Source organism: Streptomyces melanosporofaciens (assembly GCF_900105695.1).
Taxonomy (GTDB): domain Bacteria; phylum Actinomycetota; class Actinomycetes; order Streptomycetales; family Streptomycetaceae; genus Streptomyces; species Streptomyces antimycoticus.
On record NZ_FNST01000002.1, the window covers coordinates 5645009 to 5670964 of the forward strand.

Here is a 25956-nt window from a genome sequence, read left to right on the forward strand (position 1 = left end):
CCCGACGCGCCCCTTACCCCACCAGCTTCCGCAGGTCGATCGAGTCCGCCATCGCCCGCAACCCCGCGTCCCCCGGGTGCAGATGGTCCCCGCTGTCGTAGGCGGGCAGGATCCGCGCCGGATGCTCGGGGTCCCGCACCACCGCGTCGAAGTCCAGCACGGCGTCGAAGGCCCCGCCGCTGTCCCGGAGGAAGGCGTTGACGGCCGAGCGCCGCGCGTCCGCGTCCGCCGTGCACAGCGACTCGCCCTCGCACGGGGCGATGGTCGCCCCGACCACCCGCAGCCCGCGCTCATGCATGCGCGCCGCGAGCGACCGCAGCCCCGCGATCAGCTCCTCGGCCGAGCTCCCCCAGCGCAGATCGTTGATGCCCTGGAAGACGACGACCGTACGGGCCCCGGTCTGGGCGAGCACATCCCGCTCCAGCCGGTGCTGTGCGCTGACCCCGCCGGTGTCCGTGGAGACGCCTTCGCCCGGATAGCGGTCGGCGACCACGCGGTTGGCGGAGATGCCCGCGTTGAGCACGCCGTACGCCGGGATCTCGGACTGGCCGCGCAGCCGGCGCGAGAGCACATCGGGCCAGCGGCGGTTGGCGTCATTGGTGGACTTGGTGCCGTCGGTGATCGAGTCGCCGAGCGCCACCACCGAACCCGGCCCGCCCCGCACATCGATCCCGGTCAGAAACGGCCAGGTGGTGAGGGTGCCGGTATAGGACTCGGCGCCCGGCTCAGCGGTCCGGTCACCGCTGCCCGCCGCGCTCAGATACGACCGCTGGGTGGCCTGGCTGTGCACCGGCACCGCCCCGACCGGACCCGGCAGATGAATGCTCACCAGCAGATTGGCGTCCGCCGGAACCGGGAAGTCCACCGGATCGCTGAACACCTGCGCACCCGCGGGGACCGACGTCCCCGGCCGCCCGCCGAAGGTCAGCGGCACCGGTGCGCCCTGCGCCGCCGCGCCGCCCGCCTGGAGCGCGACCGTCGCATGGCCGATCTCCACGGGCGTTGCGGCGAAGGTGTTCTCCAGCCGGACCCGGGCCCTCGGCCCGCCCGCGCTGGTGTGCACCACCAGCCGCAGCGTCTGGTCGGTCCACGGCCCGACCTTGGTGTACCCGGCGGTGCTCGCCGCCCAGCTCCCCGTCCAGCCGTCCGCGGGCTGGCGCAGCGACGCGGCGAAGACATGGAGATCGGCCGCCGGGCCCGGATCCCTCGGCAGCACCACCGACGCGACATCCCGGCCGCGCTCCAGCGGCACCGTCACCGCGTACAGCCGGGCCGTCTCCTGCCGCTGCCCGGCGGCGGTGTTGAGATGGGGGAGCCCGACGGCCTTGGTGGCGGCGGGGCCCGCCCGCCAGTCCGGCGCGCTCAGCGTGTACGGACGGCTCGACCCGTCCCGGTAGCGCACCGTGCCGACCCCGCTCGCCCCGGCGCCGGGCCCGTCCGGTGAACTGCTCGCCACCAGCAAGGTCAGCGCCTCGCCCCGCCCGCGCAGCCGCACCGCCTGTCCATCGGCGATCACGTTGTCGGGCCGTGCCCCCGCACTCCTCGGCCAGGTCAGCCGCGCCGCGTCCAGGGCGATGTCACGCCCCGGGGTCCAGCCGGCGGCCCGCAGATCCTGTGCGGAGAGCGAGGCGCCCGCGCCGTCGAAGTCGGCGTCACCCGGCCGGGCGTCATCGCTGACCGCCCGGTTGTCGAAAAGCCGCTCCAAAGGGAGCGGCTTCTGGGTCGGCCGGGTCGCCTGGGTCGGCACGCCGGCCGATGCGGCGGAGGAAGGCGCGAGGAGTGCGAGAGTGACACCTCCCGCGACGATCCCGGCGGCTGTCCAGGGTCTCGCGACGCGCATAAGTGTCCCCTCTCGCAACCAACCTGACCGGTGATTCGACAGGCGCGGGAAGAACGTAGAAAGACGGTTGGGTGTCGTCAAGACAAGCAACGGGTCACGTCTCGCGCCGCGTCGCGCCGCGTACGCGCCGCCCTCCCAGCATCGGGTCACAGCTCACACCGCGCGCCCTGTGGTGCGCCGGTGGCGCGGATGCCACGCTGAGTCGTATGAACATCTCCTTCTTGGGCAACTGGCGCAAGCGACGCGGCCCCGCCTCGGGCACGGCCCTGATGGGCGCCCAGGAGGAGGATCCCCAGGGCGTCGCCCAACTGCTCTCCGAATGCGAACTGCTGCGCGCGCGGGCCGCGGCCGCGGGCATCGGACTTGATGACTCGACAGCCTCCCTGGAGGCACTGGACCAGATGGCGCCGCGCTGGCGCGACGACCCGGACGAGCTCCCCTGGCTCGGTAACGACGCCGGTCTCTACCTCGGCACGGTCATCGTCCGCACCGTCCCCGGGGCCGTCTGGCAGGTGTGGCCCAACGGCCGGCCCGTCGTCCTGCTGGCCTCCGGCCGGGAGGTCGACGTCGTGGAGGCAGGCCAGCAGTGGGCCGCCGACGGCGCCCCCGAACTCTCCCGGCGCTATGCAGAGGTCGCCGAGGCGTAGGGGGGGTATCCAGCCCCTCCGGCGTTTGAGGAGCGGGGTCCCGGGCGGAGCCCCGGCGGGGCCGACACCCCGTAGACCCTGTTGGGCGGTATCCGCCCATCGATGCGTGTCCGTACCCGATACTCCGCGATTGCCCGGATAGCTTGCGCTGACCGGGACACAGCGGAAGGTGGGTGGGGCCGGGCATGGCCGTCGGTGAGCCGTTGATCGAGCTGCACGGCGTCAACAAGCACTTCGGCGCGCTGCACGTTCTGCGGGACATCGAGCTCACCGTCGGACGCGGCGAAGTGGTCGTGATCATCGGCCCGTCCGGCGGCGGCAAGTCCACCCTGATCCGGACCATCAACCGGCTGGAGACCGTCCAGTCCGGCTCCATCGTCGTCGACGGCCGGCCGCTGCCCGCGGAGGGCAAGGAGCTGGCGCGGCTGCGGGCCGAGGTCGGCATGGTCTTCCAGTCGTTCAACCTCTTCGCCCACCGGACCGTGGTGGCCAATGTGATGCTCGGTCAGACCAAGGTCCGCCGCCGCGGGAAGCAGGACGCCGAGCGGCGCGCCCTGGAGCTGCTGGACCGGGTGGGACTCGCCGACCAGGCCGGGAAGTTCCCCGCCCAGCTCTCCGGCGGCCAGCAGCAGCGGGTGGCCATCGCCCGCGCGCTGGCGATGGATCCGCAGGTGATGCTCTTCGACGAGCCGACCTCCGCCCTCGACCCGGAGATGATCAACGAGGTGCTGGAGGTGATGCGCCAGCTCGCCCAGGAAGGGATGACGATGGTCGTCGTCACCCATGAGATGGGCTTCGCCCGCTCCGCCGCGAACCGGGTGGTCTTCATGGCCGACGGCCGGATCGTCGAGGACCGTCCGCCGGAGGAGTTCTTCAGTGCCCCGGAGAGCGAGCGGGCCAAGGACTTCCTGTCCAAGATCCTCAAGCACTGAGCCGGTGATGACGGACATGAGGCGTCTGCGCCGCGCGACCGCCGCCCTCGCAACGGCCCTGGCCCTGCTGCTCATGGCCGGCTGCGGCAAGGAGGGCAGCCCGCCCGCCAAGGGACCCCGCGCCGAGAAGCTGCCCACCTACAAGGTGGCGACCGGCTTCCGGCTGCCCTCCTCGCCCACCTGGCGCCGGGCCGAGCGCCGCGGCCATCTCACCGTCGGGGTCAAGGAGGACCAGCCCTATCTGGGCGAGCGGGACCCGGCCACCGGCCGCTACTCCGGTTTCGACATCGAGATCGCCCGCATGATGTCCGCCTCCCTCGGCTTCCCCCGAAGACCATCCGGTTTCAGACCATCGCCTCCGCCAACCGCGAGACCGCGCTGCAGAGCGGCCAGATCGACTTCTACGTCGGCACCTACACCATCAATCCGCTGCGCAAACGGCTGGTCGGCTTCGCCGGGCCGTACTTCATGGCCGGACAGTCGCTGCTGGTGCGCACCGACGAGGACGACATCCACGGCCCCGCCGACCTCGCGGGCAGGACGGTCTGCTCGGTGGCCGGCTCGACCCCGCTGCAGCGCATCGAGGCCGACTACCCCAAGGCCCGCGCGGTCGCGTACGACACGTACTCGGTGTGCGTGGACAATCTGCTCAGCTTCCAGGTCGACGCGGTGACCACCGACAACACCATCCTGCTCGGCTACGCGGCCAAGGCCCCCGAGGAGCTGAAGGTGGTGGGCCGGCCCTTCTCCAAGGAGCCGTACGGCATCGGTGTGCCCAAGCGGGACAACGCGCTGCGCTTCGCGCTGGACGACGCGATCCAGGTCCATGAGCGCAACGGCAACTGGAGGAAGGCGTACGAGGCGACCCTCGGCCTCTCCGGTGTGCCCGCCCCCAAGCCGCCCCCCATCGACCGCTACCGCACCGGCTGAAGGCCCTCCCATGGACGTGCTCACCCAGAACTTCTCGCTCTACGGCCAGGGCTTCCTCGGCACCGTGGAGCTGACCGTCTACGCCTCGCTGCTCGCCCTCGCGCTCGGCATCCTGATGGCCGCCTTCCGGGTGGCACCGGTCGCCTCGCTGCGCGCCTTCGGCACCGCCTGGGTCACGGTGCTCCGCAACACCCCGCTGACGCTGCTGTTCTTCGCGGTGATGCTGGGGCTGCCGCGCTTCGGTCTTGTGCTGCCGTTCACCGTCTTCGCGGTGATCGCGCTCGGCTGCTACACCTCGGCGTTCATCTGCGAGGCGGTGCGCGCCGGGATCAACACGGTCCCGGTGGGGCAGGGCGAGGCGGCCCGCAGCCTGGGCATGACGTTCGACCAGACGCTGAGCGCGGTGGTGCTGCCGCAGGCGTTCCGCTCGGTCATCCCGCCGATCGGATCGACCCTGATCGCGCTCGCCAAGAACTCGGCCATCGCCGGGTCGTTCAGCGTCACCGAACTCCTCGGCACCTACAAACCCCTCAACGAGCGGGGCTACAGCATCATCTGGTCCTTCGTCTGGATCGCCGCCGGGTATCTGATCGTCACCCTCGCCATCAGCGCGATCTTCTGGTTGCTGGAGCGGCACTGGGGGGTGCAGCGATGACCGCCCCCTCGACCACCGCCCTCTACGACGTTCCAGGGCCCCACACCCGGCGCCGGCACCGGATCTACGCGCTGGCCGGGACCGCCGTGCTGCTGGTCCTGCTCGGCTGGATCATCTACCTCCTCATCCACACCGGCCAGTTCACCTACCGCAAGTGGATGCCGTTTGAGTACAAGGGCATCCAGGAGCTGCTGCTGAACGGGCTCGCGGGGACCCTCAAGGCGTTCGGCATCGCCGCGGTCCTCTCGCTCGCCCTCGGCGGAGTGCTCGCCGCGGGGCGGCTCTCCGAGCATCGCCCGGTGCGCTGGGTGGCCACGCTGCTGGTGGAGTTCTTCCGGGCGATGCCCGTCCTGGTGATGATCTTCTTCGTCTTCGTGGCGCTGAAGGTCCAGCCGCTGCCCGCCCTCGTCACCGGGCTGACGCTGTACAACGGCTCGGTGCTGGCCGAGGTGTTCCGGGCCGGGGTGAACTCGGTGGACCGCGGCCAGCGCGAGGCGGCGTACTCGCTCGGGCTGCGGAAGACCCAGGTCATGACGTCCGTACTGGTGCCGCAGGGGGTGCGGGCGATGCTGCCGGCCATCATCAGCCAACTGGTGGTGGCCCTGAAGGACACCTCGCTCGGCTTCCTCATCACCTATGAGGAGTTTCTGCACGCCGGAAAGCTGATCGCGTCCAATCTCGACTACGACCTGCCGTTCATCCCGGTGGTCATGGTGATCTCGCCCATCTACATCGGGATGTGCATGCTGCTGTCGTGGTTCGCCAACTGGGTGGCCAAGCGGGAGCGGCGCAGTGTGAAGACCCGCCAGGTCGAGGTCGCCGCCGCCGAACCGGCCGCCCCGATGCCGGGGGACACCCGCGGCTGAACCGGGGCGGCCGGAGGCTTGCGTCGCTCGAGTCGTCTCAATCGCGGACCGGGACCGTGAGGGAGGACGGGTCGGCGGCCGGGGACGAGAAGGTGAGATGGGCGCCGTCGGGGTTGTGCTCGATGTAGAGCGGGTCGACGGTGTCGACGACCAGCGCCAGCCGATGGCCCGCCGGGACGTCGTACGCCGTGGAGAACAGCTCCAGGTCCACTCCGAACGGCGTGCCCGGGGTCCGGTCGTGGAAGGTGACCGGGGCGTTGGTGATGAGCTTGCCGACGCCCAGCGGGCCCACGTCGTAGAGATACGCGACCGCCGTACCGTCCGAGCGGTCGCTGGTCACGGTGGTGTGGAGCTTCACCGTGCCGCGGACGCGCTGCTCGCGCGCGGAGGTTCCGGTCTGCCAGACGGCCGCGCGGGACCGGGGCAGCAGCGGGATCGAGGCCAGCGGCGGGACCTTCAGGAACTGGTCGAGGGCGCCGCCCAGCAGCACCGTTCCGGCGTTGGCACCGGAGTCATGGTTGGCGGTGATCTTCTCGGTGCCGGCGAGCGGGACGCGGCGCTGCTCGGAGGGGACGGCCGACCAGCTGGGGTAGCCCTCGTAGTCGTCGCCGCGCGCCGTACGGGACATCAGCTGCACCGGCGCTTGTGTGTCGATGCCATTGCGCTCGCCCTTGAGGTAGCGGTCGAGCCATTGCCGGGCGTGGCTCCAGGTGGCGTTGGGCAGTCCGAGCAGCCCGGTGAGCTCGGCGGTGGCATGGTCGCCGGGCCGCAGCTCCAGCCGCTTGGGGCCGGTCAGCTTCTCGAAGAAGTCGGCGTAGCTGTTGGGCGGGAAGATCGAGTCGCTCCAGGAGTTGCCCAGCATGATGGCCGCGCCATGGGCGTTGATCCGGTCGAGCTGGGCGGCGGGGGACCGCTTCTTGCCCCAGGCGATCAGATCCGGTTCCTTGGCGAGGTCGGAGGAGAAGAAGTCGTCCAGGATCTGCCGGAGCTCATCGCTGGGCCGGCCGGTCAGCTCCCCGGCCCCGGCGAGCAGCCCGGCGGCCTGGGCGTGCTGGGTGCGGCCACTGTAGATCGAGCCGACCAGATCCGCCCAGCCGCTCATGGCCACCACGGCCTTGATCCGCGGGTCGGCACCGGCCGCGAGCAGGCTGATCCCGGCGCCGTAGGAGAGCCCGGCCATGCCGATGTGGTCGGGGTCGGCGGGGGTGTTGGCCAGCGCCCAGTCGATGACCTTGGACGCGTCGGCGATATCGGGCGGCCCGGCCGTCTCGATCCTTCCGCCGGACTGCCAGAAGCCGCGGGAGTTGTAGGTGAGCACCACATAGCCGGCTTCGGCGAGCTTCTTGGCCTGGGCGAGGTATTCGACCTGGGGGAGGGACCAACTGGTGGGCAGCACGACGAGGGGCAGGCGGCGGGAGGCGTCGGTGTCCGCCGGGGCCACGACGTTGGCGGCCAGCTTGATGCCGCCGTCGCCGGGGATGTCGACGAACCGTATGGAGACGCCCGAGGAGGAAGTGGAGGTGGCGGAGGCGGCCGTGGCGGCGGTCGGGGCCGGTGCCGCGGCCTGGACGGAGGGTGCGAGGCCGAAGGCCGTGCCGGCCAGGACGGTCACCGAGACGGCGGCGGCCATCGTGGGGCGCAGGGCTTTGCGGGCAGGGGTCACTGTGGCTCCTGGTGGGGGTGCCGTGGGGGCAGGGGAGCACCGATGCTGGTGACCTGACGGTAACTCGGGGGTTTACCGGCGGTAATAGCGCGGTAAGTTACGCATGGGTAACGATAGAGGTCGTGGTCGGCTGCCGGGGCCGGCCCGGCCCGGGGCGCTATCCGGGGGCCGGATCCGCAAGGGTCCGGCCCCGCCTATGCGGAGTCCCGTGTGCCGCTGAGTTTTGGCCTCGCGTTGAGCCCGACCCCTGCTGAACCCCGCTCGTCGCCGGGTCCCGCCCGCGGCTGAAGTCCTGGCCCCGGGCTGAGCCTTGACTCCCGCGCGGAGTGCCGCCCGCGGTTGGCGTCGCTCGCGCGCGACCCCTGCCGGTGGCTGAGCCCCGCGTCTTGGCCGAGCCCCCGGCTCCGCGCCGAGTCCCGGTCGACCCGCGGTCGTTCAGCGCCGCTTGCCCTTGCGGCGGATCTTGATGTCCCGCATGTCCATCACCCCGACCCGCAGGATCCGATGGGGGTGACCATGCGCCGTCAGCGCCGCGATGGCCCGTTCGGTCGCCTCGTGCTCGCCGTCGTCCGGCTCCGCTGGAACCTGGCAGCGGAAGGTGAACGCCGAAAAGCTCTGGTCGCAGGTGAAGGTGCCCGCCTCGGTGAAGCCCACCTGGAAGGAGCCGACCGCGCTGCGCAGTGCCTCACGATCGTCCTCGCCAAGCTCCTCGAACGCCCCGCGGATGGTCACTCGGAACACGGTCGCTCCTCCCGTACGGCGTAGCCGAGCATCGGCGCGCCGAGCATCTCCTCGATGGCGTCGAGGAGTTCCGTCACGGCCTCGGCGATGGCGTCGGGGCGCTCGCCCGCCGTGACGCGCCGGCCGATCTCGCCGAAGATGAGTGAGTGATAGCCGCTGATCTGGGCGGCCACCACGCGTGGCAGCGGATCCTCCGGTGCCGTGCCGGTCTCCTCGGCGAGCACGGCGGCCAGTTCGTCGTTCATCCGGTGGCCGAGCTCCTCCAGCCGGGCGACCAGCGTGGGAGCGGCCCGCATCATCGCGAAGAACGGGCCGAAGCCCTCGGTCAGCCCCAGCGAGCGATCGCGGCGCGCCACCTCCTCGCGCAGCCGGTCCAGCACCGCCTGGGCGGCGGACCGGCCGGGCGGGCGCTCGCGCACGATGTCGGCGATCCGCCGCGGGGACGCCTGGTCGGGCGGCAGGACCAGATCCTCCTTGGCCGGGAAGTAGTTGTAGACGGTGTTGACGGACACCTCCGCGGCCGCGGCGACCTCGGCGACCGTGACCCGGTCGAAGCCCCGCTCCAGGAACAGGCCGGTGGCCACGTCCGCGATCCGCTGGCGCGTACGGCGCTTGTGCCGTTCCCGCAGTCCTTCACTCATGACCGTCAGTGTAGCCCGTTGCAAACTTGCTCTCGCGTCCGAATTTTAAGTCGATTGCAAGTTTGGAGCGCGTTGTGCTCTGATCGATGGCATGTCCTCATCCGTCATCCGCGTTCGCGGCCTCACCCGGACCTTCTCGCTGGGCAGCGGCCCCGTGTACGCCGTCCGCGGTATCGATCTGACCGTCGGCCGCGGCGAGATCCTCGGCTTCCTGGGCCCCAACGGGGCCGGTAAGACCACGACCCTGCGCATGCTCACCGCCCTGCTGCCGCCCAGCGGAGGCGAGGCCGAGATCGCCGGGCGCGATCTGCTCCGCGATCCGGCGGGCGTGCGGCGGCGGATCGGCTATGTGGCCCAGTCGGGCGGCCTGGACCCCGCCTGCCCCGTACGCGAGGAACTGGTCACCCAGGGCCGCTTGCATCTGATGTCCCGGGGCGCGGCGGCCGGGCGCGCCGATGAACTCGCCGGTGAGCTCGGCCTGTCGGGCCTCATGGACCGCCCGACCGCCGCCCTCTCCGGTGGTCAGCGGCGCCGGGTGGAGATCGCGCTGGGCCTGGTCAACCGGCCCGAGGTGCTCTTCCTCGACGAGCCCACCACCGGTCTCGACCCCGGCTGCCGGGCCGAGCTGTGGGACCTGGTGCGGCGCGTCCGCGCCGAGCACGGCACCACGGTCTTCCTCACCACCCACTACCTGGACGAGGCCGATGCGCTCGCCGACCGGATCGTGGTCGTGGACGCCGGGCGGATCGTCGCCGAGGGCACCTCAGCCGAGCTCAAGAGCCGCTATGCGGGCGATCCGGCCGCCAGCCTCCAGGACGCCTTCCTCGCCATCACCGGCCGGTCCACGGCCGATGAGCCCCTTGCCATCTGAGCCACCCGAGCCGTCTGAGCCATCCGACGCCGCCCCGACCACCCAAGGCCCTCTCATGACTCTTCTCGCCCATACCGGCATCGTCTTCGGCCGCAGTCTGCGCTCCACGCTTCGCTCGAAGACCAATCTCTTCTTCGGGATGCTGCAGCCGCTGCTCCTGCTCGCCCTCTTCGGCCCGCTGCTGACCGGACTCGACATGGGCGTCAGCGGATCGTCCTGGCAGACGCTGGTCCCCGGTGTGCTCGTCCAGCTCGCCCTGCTCGGCGGGTCGTATGTCGGACTCGGACTGCTGATGGACCGCAACCTCGGCGTTCTGGACCGGATGCGGGTCACCCCGGTCAGCCCGCTGGCGCTGCTGCTCGGCCGCACCCTGCGCGATGTCGTCCAGCTGGTGGCCCAGTCGGTGCTGCTGGTGCTGCTCGGCCTGGCCTTCGGGCTGCGCGCCCCGCTCCCCGGTGTGCTGCTCGGCCTGCTCTTCGTGGCCGTGCTCGCGGCAGCGCTGTCCGCGCTCTCCTACGGACTGGCCATGAACGTGCGCACAGCCCCGGAGTTCGCCGCCATCGCCAACACGGCGGCCATGCCGCTGATGCTGCTCTCCGGCCTGCTGCTGCCGATGGCCCTGGCCCCCGGATGGCTGGCGGGCGCCTCGCGCGCGGTGCCGTTCCGCTACACGGTCGACGCGGTGCGCCAGGTGTTCCTGGGGCACTACGCCAACACCACGGTCGCCGTCGGGGCGGCCGTCACCCTGGCCCTGGCGGCGCTGTGTCTGATGGGCGGGGCGCGCCTGTTCGGCCGGGTCCGCGGCTGAGTCGGTGGCTCCGGGCCGGCTCAGTCGTCCTTCGCGGCCGCCTTCGCGGCGGCGCGGGGGCCCGCCGGGGCGGTCGCCGGCTTGGTCACATCCGCGACCAGCTCCACCAGATCCGGGCCGTACGCCTGGGAGTTGACCACCTTCAGCAGCAGACAGAAGGAGCCCTGGGTGCCGTACTTCCGGGCCAGCCGGGCGCGGTTGCGGACGAGATGGCGGACGGCGGCGCGATGGGTGACCGGCCGCTGACCTGCCGCCAGGAAGACCGGCCGGCTGCCGTCGCCCGCCGTCAGCCGGGCCAGCAGCACATACTCGACCGTGCCCGGCTCCGGGCGGTAGTGCGTACCGGCGATGGTGAACATCCCCCGGTCCGTGCCGGAGTCGTCCCCCGGGTGCACGGTGACGCCCGGCAGTAGATTGGTCATATGGGCGGCGAGCCTGCGGTGCGCGGTCGGATCGCCGACGCAGAACTCGGTGCGCGCGCCGAAGCCCTGCAGCCCCGTGTCATGCGGGGCCACCTCGGTGTGCGCCCCGCAGTTCTCCACGATCGACGCGAGACCGAGCAGCGCGAGCGCGTCATGGCGGGGGATGCTCCAATGGGCCGAGGTGCTGTCCCGGTGGGTGACCAGCACACACTCCGAACCGTCCGGCAGACCGAAGAAGCGCTGCTCGCGGGCGCGCTTGCGGCGCCCGAAGGCCGAGTGCACGGCCCAGCCGGCGGCCAGGCCCACGATCAGGGCCGCCGCGGAGGCGATCAGGTCCTGCAGGGTGTCTGTCATGGCCGCGCATCGTAGCGGCCGATCGGGTACGCGTTCGAGCGTACGGGTGAACGAACGCGGGAACGGACACATGTACGGATGGCGGGACGGATCGGCGATCCACCCCTGTCGTGGGCATGAGGCTCGCGGGTAGGCTCCGCTCCCTGTCGTTTCGCTTGGAGGTCACGGATGGGGCACGCCGTACGACCAGCCGCATCGTCAACCACGTCCACCACTCGCGCGTCCGCCGCGGCGGCCGTCCGGCGCCGACTGCCCGCGCTGGCGGCCGCGGCCGGAATGGTCGCGGTGCTGGGCGTCGTCCCGGCCGGCGCCGCCGGGCAGGAGCAGGACGACACCGCGAAGCCGGCTCCCGCGAAGACGCCCGTGGCCGTCGGCTACGGCGGCGCGGTCTCCAGCGTGGACGCCGACGCCTCGGCGGCCGGGATCGACGTACTGCGGCACGGGGGCAACGCGGTGGACGCGGCGGTGGCGACCGCCGCCGCGCTCGGGGTCACCGAGCCGTACTCGGCGGGTGTCGGCGGCGGGGGTTACTTCGTCTACTACAACGCCAAGCGGCACAAGGTCTCCACGCTCGACGGCCGCGAGACCGCGCCCCGCAGCGCGGACCAGAAACTCTTCCTCGGCAAGGACGGCAAACCGCTGCCGTTCGCCGACACCGTCACCAGCGGACTGAGCGTCGGCACCCCCGGCACCCCCGCCACCTGGAACGACGCCCTGAAGGACTGGGGCACCCGCTCGCTGGGGCAGGTGCTCAGGCCCGCCGAGCGGCTGGCCCGTGACGGGTTCACCGTCGACAGCACCTTCCGTCAGCAGACCGCCGACAACCAGGCCCGCTTCAAGGACTTCCCGGCCACCGCCAAGCTCTTCCTGCCCGGCGGCGAGCTCCCGAAGGTCGGCTCGACCTTCCGCAACCCCGACCTCGCCCGTACGTACGCGCTGCTGGCCAAGAAGGGGGTCGGCGCCGTCTACAAGGGCGAGCTGGGCCGCGACATCGTCGACACCGTGCGCAAGCCGCCCGTCGACCCGAAGGCGCAGCGCGTCGTGCGCGCGGGCGATCTGACGGCCGAGGACCTGCGGGTCTACGGAACGAAGCGGCAGGCCCCGACCCGGACCGCCTACCGCGGGCTGGACGTGTACGGCATGGCGCCCTCGTCCTCCGGCGGGACCAGCGTCGCCGAGGCGCTCAACATCCTGGAGAAGACGGACCTCTCCAAGCTCAGCGACCTCGACTATCTGCACCGCTATATCGAGGCCAGCCGCATCGCCTTCGCCGACCGGGGCCGCTGGGTGGGCGACCCCGCCGCCGAGGACGTCCCCACCGAGGGGCTCACCTCACAGCGGTTCGCGGACTCCCGGGCCTGCCTGATCAAGGACGACGCGGTGCTCAAGAGCCCCGTACCGCCCGGTGACCCGAACAGCCCGTCCGCGCCGGGCTCCTGCGACACCCGCGGCCACGCCGCCCCGACCACGTACGAGGGCGAGAACACCACGCATCTCACGGTCGCCGACAAGTGGGGCAATGTCGTGGCCTACACCCTCACCATCGAGCAGACCGGCGGCAGCGGGATCACCGTCCCCGGCCGTGGCTTCCTGCTCAACAACGAGCTGACCGACTTCTCCTTCGCGCCCGCCGACCCCGCCGTCCACGACCCGAACCTGCCGGGCCCGGGGAAGCGGCCGCGCTCGTCCATGTCGCCGACGATCGTGCTGGACGGCCACAAGCCGGTGCTGGCGCTGGGCTCCCCGGGCGGGGCGACCATCATCACCACCGTGCTGCAGACCCTGCTGAACCACCTCGACCGGGGCATGCCGCTGGTCGACGCGATCGCCGCACCGCGTGCCAGCCAGCGCAACGCGGCCCAGACGGAGCTGGAACCGGGGCTGTGGAACGGTCCGGAGCGCGCCAAGCTGGAGGCGCTCGGCCACTCCTTCAAGCAGAACCCCGAGATCGGGGCGGCGACCGGTGTGCAGCGGCTGTCCGGCGGACGGTGGCTGGCGGCGGCCGAGACGGAACGGCGGGGCGGCGGCTCGGCGATGGTGGTCAGCCCGAAGCGCTGATCCGACGCGGTGGGTCGGCGGGCTCTGGTGTGATCCCAGAGCCCGCCGACCCCAAGCTCCGTGGCTTCTCAGCCAGCAGCTTCTCAGCCGAGCAGGCCGATGATCGCGTCGGTGGAGTCGGTCTCCCCGAGCCGGGGGAAGATCTTCTCGACGCTGTTGCGGTGCGCCTCGGCGTCCATGTCGGTCATGGCGTCGGTCGCCAGGGTCACGTGATACCCGTGCGCGTAGGCGCCACGGGCCGTGGACTCCACACCGATGCTGGTGGCGATGCCGCCGAGCACCACCTGGGTCACCCCGCGGCGGCGCAGCTGGAGGTCGAGGTCGGTGCCGTGGAAGGCGCCCCAGGTGTGCTTGGTGACCACGACGTCGCCGTCCTCGTGGCCGAGTTCCGGCATGAGGTCGGCGAAGTCGGCCGGGAACTGCCCGCCTCCGCCGCCCCCCTGCGCCTCGGTGCGGCCCGGCGCCCCGGCCACGACCCGGACGAGGACGACCGGCAGCCCGCGCTTGCGGAACGCGGCCGCCAGCCGGGCACCGTGCTCGATGACCTCGGCGGTGGGGTGGACGGTGGGCAGTCCGGCGATGCCCTTTTGGAGGTCGACGAGGACCAGGGCGGTGTTCGGGTCGAGCGTGGTGGCGGGCATGGTGCCTCCTGGGGGTCTGGGCCTGTGGGTCTGTGGGTCTGTGGGCCTATGGGTCCGTGGGCCTGTGGGTCGTATGGGAGAAGGGGGGTGGTCAGGTGCGGGTACGGGCGCGGCCGCGCAGGGCCCGGTCGGTGGCGGTCAGCAGCAGCACCGCGAGGCTGAGCGCACTCGCCACCATGGCGATGTCGTGCAGCCCGGCGGCGGTCGCCCGCTGTTCGTAGAAGAGCCCGATCAGCCCGGCGGCGGTGATCGCGCCGAGGTACTGCGAGGTGCGCTGCAGCCCGGCCGCGGCACCGACGCTTGTCGGCGGGGCCTGGGTGTAGACGGCGGCCTGGTTGCCGGTCGAGGACAGCCCCTGCGGCAGCCCGAAGAGGACCGCGGCCAGCAGCAGCGCGAGCAGCGGGGTGGACTCGTCGGCCAGCAGCAGCACCCCGCTCCCCGCGGCGAGCAGGACGGCCGCGAGGACGAGCGGTGCGTAGATGCCCTTCGTACGGGCGCCGAGCAGTGAGCACACGGCGGCCGCGCCCGACATGGGCAGCATGATCAGTCCCGCCCGGGAGGCGGAGTAGCCGTGGCCCTCCTCCAGCCACTGCGCGTAGCCGTACATGACCATGTAGATGACCAGGTACGCCGTGCCATGGCGGAGGTAGGTGAGGGCGAGGGAGCGGTTGCGGCCGATCATCCGCAGATCGATGAAGGGGCGGGAGCGGCGCAGCTGCCACCAGGTCAGGGCCGCCGCGAGGACCAGGACGACGGGCAGCAGCGCCCAGTGGGGCCGCCCCAGGTCCATCAGGAAGATCATGAGGGTGGTGAGGGTGCCGGTGAACAGCGCGATCCCGAGCGGATCGAAGGCCGCGCCCGCCGTCCGCGCCCCGGCGTCCTCGCCGTCCGCGCTCGCCATCCGGGTCCTCGGGAGCCGGCGCAGCGCGAGGGCGATGCCGAGGAGGGCCAGCGGCACATTGACCGCGAAGATCGCCCGCCATCCGGCCGTCGCGGTGAGCACCCCGCCCAGCACCGGCCCGACCGCCGCGCTGCCGAGCGCGGCGAGCGAGAGCCGGCCGAGCACGGGGCGCGGTGTCTCGCGCCCGGTGGCGACGGACTGGGCGCGCAGCAGCGCCATCGCCGCGGGGTACGCCGCGGACGTACCGATGCCGAGCAGCACCCGCGAGGCGATCAGCCAGCCGAACGCGGGCGCCAGCGCGCCCACCAGCCCGGCGGCGCACACCACGAGCAGCCCGCAGAGGAAGATCCGGCGCGGCCCGAGCAGATCGGCGAGCCGCCCCATCGCGGGCTGTCCCACGGCGCTGGCGAGGTAGAGGGAGGCGACCAGCCAGGCGGTCTGGGCGGCGCCGACACCGAAGTCATGGCCGATGGCCACCAGTCCGGTGGCGATCATCGTGGAGTTGACGGGATTGAGGACCGAGCCGATGAGCAGCGGGGCCATCAGCCGGGGGCCAAAGGGGTCGGCTGTGTCGCCGGGGCCGACTGGTTCGCCCGGGACGGGCCTCGCGCCCGCCGTCCCGGCCCGCAGGGGCATGGCGGGCTTGCCCACGGTGTCGGTCATTCCTGGACCAGCCGCTTGAGTAGATCGGTGGCCTCGGCGAGGGTGCGGCGCTCATCGGCGTCCAGGCGGGTGTCGATCGCGTCGAGCAGCCAGCTCTGCTTGGCCTGCCGTACGGATGCGATCGCCTCATGGCCCCGCTCGGTGATCGAGAAGACCACCTGCCGTCCGTCGGTGGGATGCGGCGCCCGCTCCACCAGCGTCTGCTCCTCCAGCGCGGCCAGGATCATGCGCATCGACTGCGGCCGCACCAGCTCGGCGCGGGCCAGTGCGGCGGTGGTGGTCGGCCCCTCGGTGTGGAGCCGACTGATGACCGCGCGCTGGGAGGGCGTGAGCGCCCCCTGCGAGGAGGCCGCCCGCATACGGCGCATGAGCTGGCTGACGACCGCGGCGAGGTCGACGGCGATGCGCTCCTCGGCCCGTGGGCCGCGCTCCGGGCGTTGCCCGGTCTCTGGCCGTTGCCCGGTCTCTGGCCGTTGCCCGGTCTCTGGCCGTTGCCCGGTCTCCGGCCGTTGCCCGGTCTCCGGCCGGGAGGCGGGCTCGGTGGGCGGGTGATCAGGCGTGGCCATGCGCTCACCCTAGGAGTTCGACAGACAAACTTGCAAGTTTGCCTGTTGTGTGCGGAGCAGGAAAAGCGCTCGTAGCGCAGCCGTAACCGATTCCGTAACACGCAGGGTGTCGAATGCGTGGCCTTGGGCCGTGCATCGTCCGAGGGGGAGGGGAGGGGGCCATGGCGAGCGGACAACTCCCGGCCGAGGTCGAGGAGTTCGCGAGATATCTGCGGGCGCTGACGAGGCGGCTGGACGCGGGGACGGGCTGGTACGGCGTCTTCGCCCTGCGCGACCCCGAGGGGCTGCGGGCCTGTCTGGACGGCCTGGAGGTGCCGCCGTGGGACGTCGTCCAGTCCCTGCTGCAGGACCTCTCCACCCAGCGCGGCGCCGACGCCGCGCAGGAGGCGGCGGCCCGCGCTGCGACGCTCTACCGTGCCTCGGTCGCGGCCCACGACACCGGACCCGGCAGCCGCGAGGCGCTCCGGGACCGCCTGGACGGCATGCTCCGCGAGCAGCGGAGCGCCGCCCGTCGCGAGCGCGACCTCCAGGCGGCGATATCCGCCGCCGAGGGCGCGGCCGACCGCGAACGCCTCGGCGCGGAGCTGGCCTGGGCCTACGACGACTGGCGTCGCGCGACGGCCCGTACCGAAGAACTCCACGCCCGCCTCATCGCCCTCACACCCCGCCCCTCCGGGCCCTCGGCCCCGAGGACCGGGCCCCCCGCCGCCGCGGCGACCCCGACGGCGGGCCCTACGCCAACCGCGCCCGCCCCGGCGCCCCGGCCGTTGCCCCCGCCGCCGGGCACCTCCGCGGGCGCTTCCGCGTCTGCTGCGGGGCCGGACAGGGACACGTCTACCGAGCCCGTCGCGCAGGGCTCGGGGCCCGCGTCGACAGCGTCCGCGCCTGCCCCTGGCCCCGCGGGACCTCGGCCGCGCGGGGCGCGGTTTGCCGGGGCCGGAGGCGGGGGTACGGCGGCGCCGACGCCGGCCTCACCCGCCCCGTCTTTGGCCGAGAGGGGAACGGAGGTTCCCGCGACTCCGCGCGGTGCTCGGTTCGCCGGGGCGTACGACGGCGAGGGCGGCGGCAAGCGCCGTAAGCGGGACAGGGCGGCGGACGACGGGCGACGGCTCGCCCGGGAGGCGGCGGAGCGCGCCGCCGCGCGACGTGCCGCCCAGGAGGCCGTCGCGCGGCTCGGCCGACTCCGGGCGGCGGGCCGCTCCGGCGAGGCCCACGTCGTGCTCTACGAGGCCGCCGCCTGGCCCGCCCCACGGCTGCCCGTCCTCGCGGAGGAGCTGGAGCGCGCCGGACTCGGGGCCGATGTGTCCACGCTGCTGTGGGAGATGGCGTGTCTGCCGCCCACACGGCTCGCCGCAGCCGCCGAGGCGCTGGTCGCGGCGGAACGTGCGGCCGATGGCGAGCGGCTGTTACGGCAGAGCGTCTCGCGCCCCGCCCCCGAGGTGGCCCACACCGCCCAGGCACTCCTCGCGGTGGGCGCACCTCACAGGGCGGCGTTTCTGCTGGAGGCGCTCGTACGGGCCCGTACGCCGGAGGAGGCGGCGCGGGCGGCGGCGGAGGACCCCGCCACGTTGGTGCCCCTGCTGCTCGACGCCGCCGCCGGTGTGTCCTCCAGCAGTCACCACGACCTAGCCCATGCGTTGCGCGCTGCGGGGCTGCCGGGCGTACCCGGCCTGGTCTGAGCCTGGGTGTGAGCCTGGGCCTGTGCGTGGGTCTGGGCGTGAGTCTCGGGTGGGGGCTCGTTCGGGCCGGTCGGCGTGGTTGGGTGCGGCGCCGTTTCGCGCCTTCGGCGCATTTGAGCAGCGGCGGCGGTGGTGGGGGGCGCGGCGCCGCTGCCGGGCGCCGGGTCGGTGGGTGTGGGCGCCGGTGGCGGCTCCGCTGGTCGGTGATTGGGGTTGGTGCCGGGCAGCCGGGAGGGGGTTGGGGGACCCCTCTCGAAATCGTTTGACCAATTAGTTGCTTCAGGTCAAGCGTTTTTTCGGGGGGTACCCCGAGGGGCCCTTAGCCCGGATGGATCAGCCCCCCGGCGGTCGGCGGCGCGGCCCGCGCCCCCACTCCCGCCGCCGCTGCTCAATTGCGCCGAAGGCGCGAGGCGAAACCCACATCCATCCACCGGCCCTCGCCCCGATCAGCCCCACCCCGCAACCCGACAAAACAGGAAACGTGATCGTCTTCGTTGAGTAACGGCGGCGGTATTGCCAGAGTGGTCAGTGCGCTCTTACGTTCTTCACAGCCGGATTCTACGTGCGTAGACACAGGTTGAGGAGCTGATCATGGCCAACCTCGTACGTGCCGCTCTCGTCCAGGCCACCTGGACCGGCGATACCGAATCGATGATCGCGAAGCATGAGGAGTACGCCCGGCAGGCGGCCGCCCAGGGCGCCAAGGTGATTGGCTTCCAGGAGGTGTTCAACGCGCCCTACTTCTGCCAAGTGCAGGAGGCGGAGCACTACCGGTGGGCCGAGCCGGTGCCGGATGGGCCGACCGTGCGGCGGATGCGGGAGCTGGCGCGGGAGACCGGCATGGTGATCGTGGTGCCGGTCTTCGAGCTCGAGCAGTCGGGCTTCTACTACAACACCGCGGCCGTGATCGACGCGGACGGCAGCTATCTGGGCAAGTACCGCAAGCACCACATCCCGCAGGTCAAGGGGTTCTGGGAGAAGTACTACTTCAAGCCGGGAAACGTGGGCTGGCCGGTGTTCGACACCGCCGTGGGCAGGGTCGGGGTGTACATCTGCTACGACCGCCACTTCCCCGAGGGCTGGCGCGCGCTGGGCCTGGCCGGGGCGCAGCTCGTCTACAACCCCTCGGCCACCTCCCGAGGGCTGTCGGCCTACCTCTGGCAGCTGGAACAGCCCGCCGCGGCCGTCGCCAATGAGTACTTCATCGCCGCGATCAACCGCGTCGGCACCGAGGAGTACGGCGACAACGACTTCTACGGCACCAGCTACTTCGTCGATCCGCGCGGCCAGTTCGTCGGTGACGTGGCCAGTGACAAGGAGGAGGAGCTGATCGTCCGCGACCTCGACTTCGGTCTGATCGACGAGGTGCGGCAGCAATGGGCGTTCTACCGCGACCGGCGCCCCGACGCCTACGAGGGGCTGGTGAACCCATGAGCAACAGCAGCGATGCCATGAGCAGCAGCAGTGGTGCCGGGAGCGATGCCGACCGCGGTCCCCACGCGGCCCTCTACGCACGGCACCAAGCCGTGCTCCCCGACTGGCTCGCCGTCTACTACCAGCGCCCCATCGAGATCACCCACGGCGAGGGCCGCCACGTCTGGGACGCCGAGGGCAACCGCTACCTCGACTTCTTCGGCGGCATCCTCACCACCATGACCGCGCACGCCCTCCCCGAGGTCACCAAGGCCATCAGCGAGCAGGCGGGCCGGATCCTGCACACCTCCACGCTCTACCTCGACCGGCCCATGGTCGACCTGGCCGAGCGGGTCGCCACCCTGTCCGGCATCCCGGACGCGCGGGTCTTCTTCACCACCTCCGGCACCGAGGCCAATGACACGGCCCTGCTGCTCGCCACCACCTACCGCCGCTCGAACCAGATCCTGGCGATGCGCAACAGCTACCACGGCCGCTCCTTCTCGGCCGTCGGCATCACCGGCAACCGCGGCTGGTCGCCGACCAGCCTGTCCCCGCTGCAGACGCTGTACGTACATGGCGGGGTGCGCACCCGGGGGCCGTTCGCCGGGCTGTCCGACGGGGAGTACATCAAGGCGTGCGTCGCCGATCTCGAGGACGTCCTCGGCCAGGCGCACGGCAATGTCGCCGCGCTGATCGCCGAGCCGATCCAGGGCGTCGGCGGCTTCACCTCCCCGCCCGACGGGCTGTTCGCCGCCTTCCGCGAGGTGCTCGACCGGCACGGCATCTTGTGGATCACCGATGAGGTGCAGACCGGTTGGGGCCGCACCGGCGACCACTTCTGGGGCTGGCAGGCGCATGACCGCTCCGGGCCGCCCGACATCCTCACCTTCGCCAAGGGCATCGGCAACGGCATGTCGATCGGCGGTGTCGTCGCCCGCGCCGAGGTCATGAACTGCCTGGGCGCCAACTCCATCTCCACCTTCGGCGGCAGCCCCATCACGATGGCCGCCGGTCTGGCCAACCTCACCCACCTGGTCGAACACGATCTGCAGGGCAACGCCCGCCGGGTCGGCGGGTTGCTGACCGAGCGGCTGCGCGCCGCCTGCGCCGGTCTGGACACCGTGCGCGAGGTCCGCGGCCGGGGGCTGATGATCGGCATCGAGCTGGTCGAACCGGGCACCGGCGACCCGTATCCCGAGGGAGCGTCCGCCGTTCTGGAGGCCGCCCGGGAGGGCGGGCTGCTCATCGGCAAGGGCGGCGGGCACAACAGCAGCGTGCTGCGGATCGCCCCGCCGCTCAGCCTCACCGTGGCCGAGGCCGAGGAGGGCGCGGAGATCCTCGAGGCCGCTCTGAAGAGCACCCGGTCCGGAAGGAGCGTGAGCTGATGTCCCGTACCGTGATCCGCGGCGGGCTGGTCATCACCGCCGCCGAGGAGACCTTGGCCGATGTGCTGATCGAGGACGGGAAGGTCGCCGCCCTCGCCTCGTCCGGCAGCGCGTACGCCCAGGGCTGGACGGCCGACCGTACGATCGACGCCACCGGCAAGTACGTCATCCCGGGCGGGGTCGACGGGCACACCCATATGGAGATGCCGTTCGGCGGCACCTTCGCCTCCGACACCTTCGAGACCGGCACCCGGGCGGCGGCCTGGGGCGGCACCACCACCATCGTGGACTTCGCCATCCAGACGGTGGGCCACTCCCTGCGCGAGGGGCTGGACGCCTGGCACCTCAAGGCGCGGGGCAACTGCGCCATCGACTACGGCTTCCACATGATCCTCTCCGATGTGAACGAGAGCGCGCTCAAGGAGATGGATCTCCTGGTGGGGGAGGGCGTGACCAGCTTCAAGCTGTTCATGGCCTACCCGGGGGTCTTCTACAGCGACGACGGGCAGATCCTGCGGGCCATGCAGCGCGCCTCCGCCAACGCCGGGCTGATCATGATGCACGCCGAGAACGGCATCGCCATCGACGTCCTGGTGGAACAGGCCCTGGCCGAGGGCAGGACCGACCCCCGCTACCACGGTGAGGTCCGCAAGGCGCTGCTGGAGTCGGAGGCCACCCATCGCGCCATTCAGCTCGCCCGGGTGGCCGGCGCCCCGCTGTATGTCGTCCACGTGTCGGCCCAGGAGGCCCTCGCGGAGCTGACACAGGCGCGTGACCTGGGGCTTCCGGTCTTCGGCGAGACCTGTCCGCAGTATCTGTTCCTGTCCACGGACAACCTCGCCGAGCCGGACTTCGAGGGCGCCAAGTACGTCTGCTCCACACCGCTTCGGCCGGTCGAGCACCAGGCCGCGCTGTGGCGGGGGCTGCGGACCAACGACCTCCAGGTGGTCTCCACCGACCACTGCCCGTTCTGCTTCACCGGGCAGAAGGAGCTGGGCCGGGGCGACTTCTCCAAGATCCCCAACGGGATGCCGGGCGTGGAGCACCGGATGGACCTGCTCCACCAGGCCGTGGTGGACGGCCATATCTCCCGTCGCCGCTGGATCGAGATCGCCTGCGCCACCCCGGCCAGGATGTTCGGCCTCTATCCGCGGAAGGGCACCATCGCGCCCGGGACCGACGCCGACATCGTCGTCTACGATCCGGCGGCCCAGCAGACCCTGTCCGCCGAGACCCACCACATGGACGTCGACTACTCGGCGTACGAGGGCAAGCGGATCACCGGGCAGGTCGAGACCGTGTTGTCGCGCGGTGTCCCCGTCATCGACCGGCGGGAATACACCGGGCGTGCCGGGCACGGCCAATTCCTCGTCCGTGACACCTGTCAGTACCTCGGCTGAGCCAGGGAGCGAGCATGGACTTCGGACTCGTCCTGCAGACCGATCCACCCGCCTCGGCCGTCGTCGAGCTGATGCGCCGCGCCGAGCGCAACGGCTTCGGCTACGGCTGGACCTTCGACTCCGCCGTGCTGTGGCAGGAGCCGTTCGTCATCTACAGCCAGATCCTGGCCCGCACCGAGCGGCTGATCGTCGGCCCCATGGTCACCAACCCGTCCACCCGCACCTGGGAGGTGACCGCCTCCACCTTCGCCACCCTCAACGAGATGTACGGCAACCGCACGGTCTGCGGTATCGGCCGCGGTGACTCCGCGCTGCGGGTGGCCGGGCGCAAGCCCAACACCCTCGCCCGCCTCGGCGAGGCCATCGACGCCATTCGCGAGCTGGCGGAGGGCAGGGAGGCCGTCGTGGACGGCAGCCCGATGCACATCCCCTGGATCGAGAACAGCAGGCTGCCGGTGTGGATGGCGGCGTACGGCCCCAAGGCGCTCGCGCTGGCCGGGCAGAAGGCCGACGGTTTCATCCTGCAGCTCGCCGACCCCTTCCTGACGGAGTGGATGGTCAAGGCGGTGCGCACCGCCGCCGCCGAGGCCGGGCGCGATCCGGACGCGGTCACCATCTGCGTCGCCGCCCCCGCGTATGTCGGCGACGACCTGGCCTACGCCCGTGAGCAGTGCCGCTGGTTCGGCGGCATGGTCGGCAACCATGTGGCCGACCTGGTCTCTCGCTACGGCGAGCACTCCGGCGCCGTGCCCGAGTCCCTGACCACGTACATCAAGGAGCGGCAGGGGTACGACTACGCGCACCACGGCCGCAGCGGCAATCCGGACACGGCCTTCGTCCCCGATGAGATCGTCGACCGGTTCTGCCTGCTCGGCCCGGCCGAGGCGCATATCGAGAAGCTGGAGCGGCTGCGCGCCCTGGGGGTCGAGCAGTTCGCGGTCTACGCGATGCATGACGCGAAGGAGCGCACGCTCGACGCGTACGGCGAGCGGGTCATCCCGGCGCTGACCGGCTGACCGCTCAGCCGCGCGCCCGCACCCGTACGCCCGAACACCACATCCGCCGGCCGGCCCACCACCGGCCGGCACCCGGGCCCCGCACGGCCCTCGTTCGTTCCGCACTCCCCGACATCTTCCGTACGAACGAAGAGGGTCCTCATGACCGCTACCGCACCGCCCCCTGCCGAGCCGGACCCGGTCACCTCCCGCCCCGACGGCCGGGTGGAGCTGCCGCCGGGTGTGACCCTGGACGACAACCGCTTCAGCAACGAGGACCTGCGCCCGGTGCCGGTGGCCGAACGCCGCTGGAGCACCTACAACTTCACCGCGCTGTGGGTGGGCATGGCCCACAACATCCCCTCCTGGACGCTGGCCTCCGGTCTGGTCGCGCTCGGCATGGACTGGAAGCAGGCCGTTTTCACCATCGCCGTCGCCAATGTCGTCGTCCTGCTGCCGATGCTGCTCACCGGCCACGCCGGGCCCAAGTACGGCATCCCCTTCCCCGTGCTGGCCCGCGCCTCCTTCGGGCTGCGCGGCGCCAACCTCCCGGCGCTGATCCGCGCCGCCGTGGCCTGTGCCTGGTTCGGCATCCAGACCTGGATCGGCGGGCAGGGCATCTACATCCTGCTGGGCAAGGTCGTCGGGGGCGGCTGGGAGAGGGCCGGGGAGATCGCCGGCTACCCCTGGACGCTGTGGCTGTGCTTCCTGGTCTTCTGGGTGCTGGAACTGGCCATCATCTACCGCGGCATGGAGACCCTGCGCCGCTTCGAGAACTGGGCCGCGCCCTTCGTTCTCGTCGGAGCCGTGGTGCTGCTGGTGTGGATCGCGGACAAGGCGGGCGGCTTCGGCTCGCTGCTCGACCAGCCCTCCCGGCTGGGCTGGGGCAGCGACTTCTGGCCGGTCTTCTTCCCCGCCCTGATGGGCATGATCGGCTTCTGGTCCACCCTCTCGCTGAACATCCCCGACTTCACCCGCTTCGGCGCGGGCCAGCGGGCCCAGGTGTGGGGCCAGACGCTGGGGCTGCCCACCACCATGACCGCCTTCGCGCTGCTGTCGGTCTTCGTGACCTCCGGCTCCGAGGCGGTCTACGGGGAGCCGATCTGGGACCCGGTGGCGCTCGCGGGCAAGGCCGACAATGTCTTCGGCCTGCTCTTCGCACTGGTCACGGTGCTGATCGCCACCGTCTCGGTCAATATCGCGGCCAATGTGGTCTCGCCCGCGTACGACTTGGCCAATCTCGCGCCGAAGTTCATCACCTTCCGTACCGGGGCGCTGATCACCGGCATCGTCGGGGTGCTCATCTTCCCCTGGAAGCTCACCTCCACCCCCGAGCTGTACATCTTCACCTGGCTCGGGGTGGTCGGCGGACTGCTCGGCACGGTCGCGGGCGTCCTGATCGCCGACTATTGGATCATTCGCCGTACCGTTCTCGATCTGGCCGATCTGTATCGGCCCAAAGGGCGCTATTGGTATGCATCCGGCTGGAACTGGCGGGCGGTTGTCGCCTTCGTGGTGGGCGGCGTGCTCGCGGTGGGCGGTTCCGCCTCCCAGCCCGGCAAAGGGCCTTTTCCCAAGGAAGGGTTAATTCCGTTTCTGCGGCCGCTCGCCGACTATGGATGGGCGGTCGGACTCGGGGCTTCATTGGCGCTGTATACGGCCCTGATGCTGCCCGTCGGGGCCCGGAGAACAAAAGGCACTACCGCCCCCTGAAACCTTCGAACATGGTTACAATCACCTCGGATTTTGTGCTCTGATGTGCCGTCGGCTGAACGACTCCTTGTCAGAGAAGGGTTGGGCATGACGCAAACCGAGGTACCGATAGACGTGGAGCTCAGAGGGCTCTACAAGGCCCACTATCGGTTTCAGTTCCTGAGCGCGGGATTCCAGTTGGGGCTCTTCGCGCTGGTGGAGAAGGAGCCCGGTCTGGCCGTGCGGGAGATCGCCGCACGGCTGGACCTCAAGGAGCAGCCCACCCGCATCCTCCTTCTCGGCTGTACGGTATTCGGCCTTTTGCGCAAGGACGGCGAGGGTTACCACACCACCCCGCTCTCGAAGCCGCTGACCGCAAACTTCGATGAGGCGCCCGCCTCCAACATTCCCTGGGAACAGCACGGTATCTACCGGGCGATGGCCTGGTTCTGTGAATCCCTCAAGGAAGACACCAACCTCGGTCTGCGGCGGGAAATTCCGGGAACGGCACCCACCCTCTACGGGCGGCTCGCCGAAAATCCCGAGCTGGAGACCACATTCCACACCATGATGTCGTCGGTGAGCAGGCTCGTTGGCGCCGAGCTGGGGGAGAAGCTGGACCTCTCGGGGTGCGGCCATCTCCTGGACATCGGCGGCGGAACGGCCATCAACGCCGCCAACCTCGCCGACCGCTGGCCGGACCTGCGCATCACCATCGCCGATCTGCCCTCCGTGGCCACCGCCGCCAACGAGAAGATCGGGAAGCTCGGGCTGGCCGACCGGGTGCGGGCGGTGAGCCTCGACGCCTTCCACGACGAGTTCCCGACCGGCTGCGACGGAGTGCTCTTCGCCCACTTCCTGGAGATCTGGTCCTCCGAGCGGATCCAGGAACTGCTCGCCAAGGCCGCCCGCGCCCTCCCGCCCGGCGGCCGGATCTACGTGGTCACCCCGCGCCAGGACGACGACGGCACCGGACCCGAGCGGGCGGCGATGCTGTCCGCCTACTTCCACACCATCGCCTCCGGCGAGGGCATGGTCTACACGGGCGCCGAGTACGAGCAGTGGTTCCGCGCGGTGGGCTTCGAGCCCACCGGACGGCTGCCCCTCGGCGCGGACACCGTCGTGATCACCGGCCGCAAGGCATAGTCCGGAACCCAGGCGAGGCACCCCCGGCGGGCGGACCCTTCGAT

Annotated in this window: 22 protein-coding genes and 1 pseudogene; 15 read left to right on the forward strand and 8 right to left on the reverse strand. The window is 71.4% G+C overall.

What is annotated here, in order from left to right; translation table 11 throughout:
• Window positions 1-13: 13 nt before the first annotated feature.
• Window positions 14-1840 carry an SGNH/GDSL hydrolase family protein gene (locus tag BLV72_RS27260; RefSeq protein WP_093465502.1) on the reverse strand — a complete coding sequence of 609 codons (1827 nt, stop codon included), beginning with the start codon at window positions 1838-1840 and terminating at the stop codon, window positions 14-16.
• A 206-nt stretch (window positions 1841-2046) separates the two neighbouring features.
• On the opposite strand from BLV72_RS27260, the gene BLV72_RS27265 reads away from it, so the two are divergent.
• The 5 genes and pseudogenes from BLV72_RS27265 to BLV72_RS27285 all read left to right on the forward strand — a co-directional run bounded on the left by BLV72_RS27265 (window position 2047) and on the right by BLV72_RS27285 (window position 5870).
• Window positions 2047-2487, forward strand: a complete 441-nt coding sequence (locus tag BLV72_RS27265) for a DUF6278 family protein (RefSeq protein ID WP_093465503.1) — start codon at window positions 2047-2049, stop codon at window positions 2485-2487.
• Between the two features lie 185 nt (window positions 2488-2672).
• A complete protein-coding gene (locus BLV72_RS27270; protein WP_093465506.1) occupies window positions 2673-3419 on the forward strand; it encodes an amino acid ABC transporter ATP-binding protein in 747 nt (248 codons plus the stop codon).
• 16 nt (window positions 3420-3435) lie between these two features.
• Window positions 3436-4349, forward strand: a pseudogene (locus BLV72_RS27275) (glutamate ABC transporter substrate-binding protein).
• 10 nt (window positions 4350-4359) lie between these two features.
• Window positions 4360-5004, forward strand: coding sequence for an amino acid ABC transporter permease (locus BLV72_RS27280; RefSeq protein ID WP_093465508.1), 645 nt, complete (start codon window positions 4360-4362; stop codon window positions 5002-5004).
• Window positions 5001-5870 (forward strand): amino acid ABC transporter permease, encoded by an 870-nt coding sequence (locus BLV72_RS27285; protein ID WP_093465510.1) that lies wholly within the window; start codon window positions 5001-5003, stop codon window positions 5868-5870. Before BLV72_RS27280 ends, BLV72_RS27285 begins: the two co-directional genes overlap by 4 nt.
• Window positions 5871-5907: 37 nt before the next feature.
• Here BLV72_RS27285 and BLV72_RS27290 read toward each other — a convergent pair whose 3' ends face one another.
• From BLV72_RS27290 to BLV72_RS27300, 3 genes are all read right to left on the reverse strand, one after another.
• Window positions 5908-7533 (reverse strand): alpha/beta fold hydrolase, encoded by a 1626-nt coding sequence (locus tag BLV72_RS27290; protein ID WP_425288401.1) that lies wholly within the window; start codon window positions 7531-7533, stop codon window positions 5908-5910.
• Between the two features lie 435 nt (window positions 7534-7968).
• Window positions 7969-8274: a DUF6204 family protein gene (locus tag BLV72_RS27295; protein WP_093465512.1), complete on the reverse strand. Its 306-nt coding sequence runs from the start codon at window positions 8272-8274 to the stop codon at window positions 7969-7971.
• Window positions 8262-8915 (reverse strand): TetR/AcrR family transcriptional regulator, encoded by a 654-nt coding sequence (locus BLV72_RS27300; RefSeq protein WP_093465513.1) that lies wholly within the window; start codon window positions 8913-8915, stop codon window positions 8262-8264. The genes BLV72_RS27295 and BLV72_RS27300 overlap by 13 nt, the downstream gene beginning before the upstream one ends.
• Window positions 8916-9006: 91 nt before the next feature.
• Here BLV72_RS27300 and BLV72_RS27305 point away from each other — a divergent pair, with 91 nt between their 5' ends.
• Window positions 9007-9786, forward strand: a complete 780-nt coding sequence (locus BLV72_RS27305) for an ABC transporter ATP-binding protein (protein WP_093465515.1) — start codon at window positions 9007-9009, stop codon at window positions 9784-9786.
• Between the two features lie 55 nt (window positions 9787-9841).
• Window positions 9842-10594: an ABC transporter permease gene (locus BLV72_RS27310; protein ID WP_093465516.1), complete on the forward strand. Its 753-nt coding sequence runs from the start codon at window positions 9842-9844 to the stop codon at window positions 10592-10594.
• Window positions 10595-10614: 20 nt separating this feature from the next.
• On the opposite strand, the gene BLV72_RS27315 is transcribed toward BLV72_RS27310, so the two are convergent.
• The gene (locus BLV72_RS27315; RefSeq protein WP_093465518.1) at window positions 10615-11370 is read right to left on the reverse strand and encodes a hypothetical protein; all 756 of its coding nucleotides are present in this window, start codon (window positions 11368-11370) and stop codon (window positions 10615-10617) included.
• A 276-nt stretch (window positions 11371-11646) separates the two neighbouring features.
• On the opposite strand from BLV72_RS27315, the gene ggt reads away from it, so the two are divergent.
• Window positions 11647-13428 carry a gamma-glutamyltransferase gene (ggt, locus tag BLV72_RS27320; RefSeq protein ID WP_093465519.1) on the forward strand — a complete coding sequence of 594 codons (1782 nt, stop codon included), beginning with the start codon at window positions 11647-11649 and terminating at the stop codon, window positions 13426-13428.
• An 83-nt stretch (window positions 13429-13511) separates the two neighbouring features.
• On the opposite strand, the gene BLV72_RS27325 is transcribed toward ggt, so the two are convergent.
• The 3 genes from BLV72_RS27325 to BLV72_RS27335 form a co-directional block, all read right to left on the reverse strand.
• Window positions 13512-14069: an isochorismatase family protein gene (locus tag BLV72_RS27325; RefSeq protein WP_093465521.1), complete on the reverse strand. Its 558-nt coding sequence runs from the start codon at window positions 14067-14069 to the stop codon at window positions 13512-13514.
• A gap of 91 nt (window positions 14070-14160) precedes the next feature.
• A complete protein-coding gene (locus BLV72_RS27330; protein ID WP_093465522.1) occupies window positions 14161-15633 on the reverse strand; it encodes an MFS transporter in 1473 nt (490 codons plus the stop codon).
• Window positions 15630-16199, reverse strand: coding sequence for a MarR family winged helix-turn-helix transcriptional regulator (locus BLV72_RS27335; protein WP_208905743.1), 570 nt, complete (start codon window positions 16197-16199; stop codon window positions 15630-15632). Before BLV72_RS27335 ends, BLV72_RS27330 begins: the two co-directional genes overlap by 4 nt.
• 161 nt (window positions 16200-16360) lie before the next feature.
• Between BLV72_RS27335 and BLV72_RS27340 the strand changes: the two genes are divergently transcribed.
• The 7 genes from BLV72_RS27340 to BLV72_RS27370 all read left to right on the forward strand — a co-directional run bounded on the left by BLV72_RS27340 (window position 16361) and on the right by BLV72_RS27370 (window position 25912).
• Window positions 16361-17878 carry a hypothetical protein gene (locus BLV72_RS27340; protein ID WP_093465524.1) on the forward strand — a complete coding sequence of 506 codons (1518 nt, stop codon included), beginning with the start codon at window positions 16361-16363 and terminating at the stop codon, window positions 17876-17878.
• Between the two features lie 591 nt (window positions 17879-18469).
• Window positions 18470-19312 carry a nitrilase-related carbon-nitrogen hydrolase gene (locus BLV72_RS27345; RefSeq protein ID WP_093465525.1) on the forward strand — a complete coding sequence of 281 codons (843 nt, stop codon included), beginning with the start codon at window positions 18470-18472 and terminating at the stop codon, window positions 19310-19312.
• A 17-nt stretch (window positions 19313-19329) separates the two neighbouring features.
• Window positions 19330-20679, forward strand: a complete 1350-nt coding sequence (locus tag BLV72_RS27350; RefSeq protein ID WP_093465527.1) for an aspartate aminotransferase family protein — start codon at window positions 19330-19332, stop codon at window positions 20677-20679.
• A complete protein-coding gene (gene hydA / locus BLV72_RS27355; protein WP_093465528.1) occupies window positions 20676-22079 on the forward strand; it encodes a dihydropyrimidinase in 1404 nt (467 codons plus the stop codon). The genes BLV72_RS27350 and hydA overlap by 4 nt, the downstream gene beginning before the upstream one ends.
• A gap of 14 nt (window positions 22080-22093) precedes the next feature.
• Entirely contained in the window at window positions 22094-23095 is a 1002-nt protein-coding gene (locus BLV72_RS27360) for a TIGR03842 family LLM class F420-dependent oxidoreductase (protein WP_093465530.1), read from the forward strand.
• Between the two features lie 141 nt (window positions 23096-23236).
• Window positions 23237-24787 carry an NCS1 family nucleobase:cation symporter-1 gene (locus BLV72_RS27365; RefSeq protein WP_093465531.1) on the forward strand — a complete coding sequence of 517 codons (1551 nt, stop codon included), beginning with the start codon at window positions 23237-23239 and terminating at the stop codon, window positions 24785-24787.
• 87 nt (window positions 24788-24874) lie between these two features.
• Window positions 24875-25912, forward strand: coding sequence for a methyltransferase (locus BLV72_RS27370; protein WP_093465532.1), 1038 nt, complete (start codon window positions 24875-24877; stop codon window positions 25910-25912).
• The last annotated feature ends 44 nt before the right edge of the window (window positions 25913-25956 follow it).

What these genes read in the sequence shown, in the direction of transcription:
- BLV72_RS27260 (WP_093465502.1), bottom strand. Translation starts at nt 1,840, where the DNA reads ATGCGCGTCGCGAGACCCTGGACAGCCGCCGGGATCGTCGCGGGAGGT.
- BLV72_RS27265 (WP_093465503.1), top strand. Translation starts at nt 2,047, where the DNA reads ATGAACATCTCCTTCTTGGGCAACTGGCGCAAGCGACGCGGCCCCGCC.
- BLV72_RS27270 (WP_093465506.1), top strand. Translation starts at nt 2,673, where the DNA reads ATGGCCGTCGGTGAGCCGTTGATCGAGCTGCACGGCGTCAACAAGCAC.
- BLV72_RS27280 (WP_093465508.1), top strand. Translation starts at nt 4,360, where the DNA reads ATGGACGTGCTCACCCAGAACTTCTCGCTCTACGGCCAGGGCTTCCTC.
- BLV72_RS27285 (WP_093465510.1), top strand. Translation starts at nt 5,001, where the DNA reads ATGACCGCCCCCTCGACCACCGCCCTCTACGACGTTCCAGGGCCCCAC.
- BLV72_RS27300 (WP_093465513.1), bottom strand. Translation starts at nt 8,915, where the DNA reads ATGAGTGAAGGACTGCGGGAACGGCACAAGCGCCGTACGCGCCAGCGG.
- BLV72_RS27305 (WP_093465515.1), top strand. Translation starts at nt 9,007, where the DNA reads ATGTCCTCATCCGTCATCCGCGTTCGCGGCCTCACCCGGACCTTCTCG.
- BLV72_RS27310 (WP_093465516.1), top strand. Translation starts at nt 9,842, where the DNA reads ATGACTCTTCTCGCCCATACCGGCATCGTCTTCGGCCGCAGTCTGCGC.
- BLV72_RS27315 (WP_093465518.1), bottom strand. Translation starts at nt 11,370, where the DNA reads ATGACAGACACCCTGCAGGACCTGATCGCCTCCGCGGCGGCCCTGATC.
- ggt (WP_093465519.1), top strand. Translation starts at nt 11,647, where the DNA reads ATGGTCGCGGTGCTGGGCGTCGTCCCGGCCGGCGCCGCCGGGCAGGAG.
- BLV72_RS27325 (WP_093465521.1), bottom strand. Translation starts at nt 14,069, where the DNA reads ATGCCCGCCACCACGCTCGACCCGAACACCGCCCTGGTCCTCGTCGAC.
- BLV72_RS27330 (WP_093465522.1), bottom strand. Translation starts at nt 15,633, where the DNA reads ATGACCGACACCGTGGGCAAGCCCGCCATGCCCCTGCGGGCCGGGACG.
- BLV72_RS27335 (WP_208905743.1), bottom strand. Translation starts at nt 16,199, where the DNA reads ATGGCCACGCCTGATCACCCGCCCACCGAGCCCGCCTCCCGGCCGGAG.
- BLV72_RS27340 (WP_093465524.1), top strand. Translation starts at nt 16,361, where the DNA reads ATGGCGAGCGGACAACTCCCGGCCGAGGTCGAGGAGTTCGCGAGATAT.
- BLV72_RS27345 (WP_093465525.1), top strand. Translation starts at nt 18,470, where the DNA reads ATGGCCAACCTCGTACGTGCCGCTCTCGTCCAGGCCACCTGGACCGGC.
- BLV72_RS27350 (WP_093465527.1), top strand. Translation starts at nt 19,330, where the DNA reads ATGAGCAGCAGCAGTGGTGCCGGGAGCGATGCCGACCGCGGTCCCCAC.
- BLV72_RS27360 (WP_093465530.1), top strand. Translation starts at nt 22,094, where the DNA reads ATGGACTTCGGACTCGTCCTGCAGACCGATCCACCCGCCTCGGCCGTC.
- BLV72_RS27365 (WP_093465531.1), top strand. Translation starts at nt 23,237, where the DNA reads ATGACCGCTACCGCACCGCCCCCTGCCGAGCCGGACCCGGTCACCTCC.
- BLV72_RS27370 (WP_093465532.1), top strand. Translation starts at nt 24,875, where the DNA reads ATGACGCAAACCGAGGTACCGATAGACGTGGAGCTCAGAGGGCTCTAC.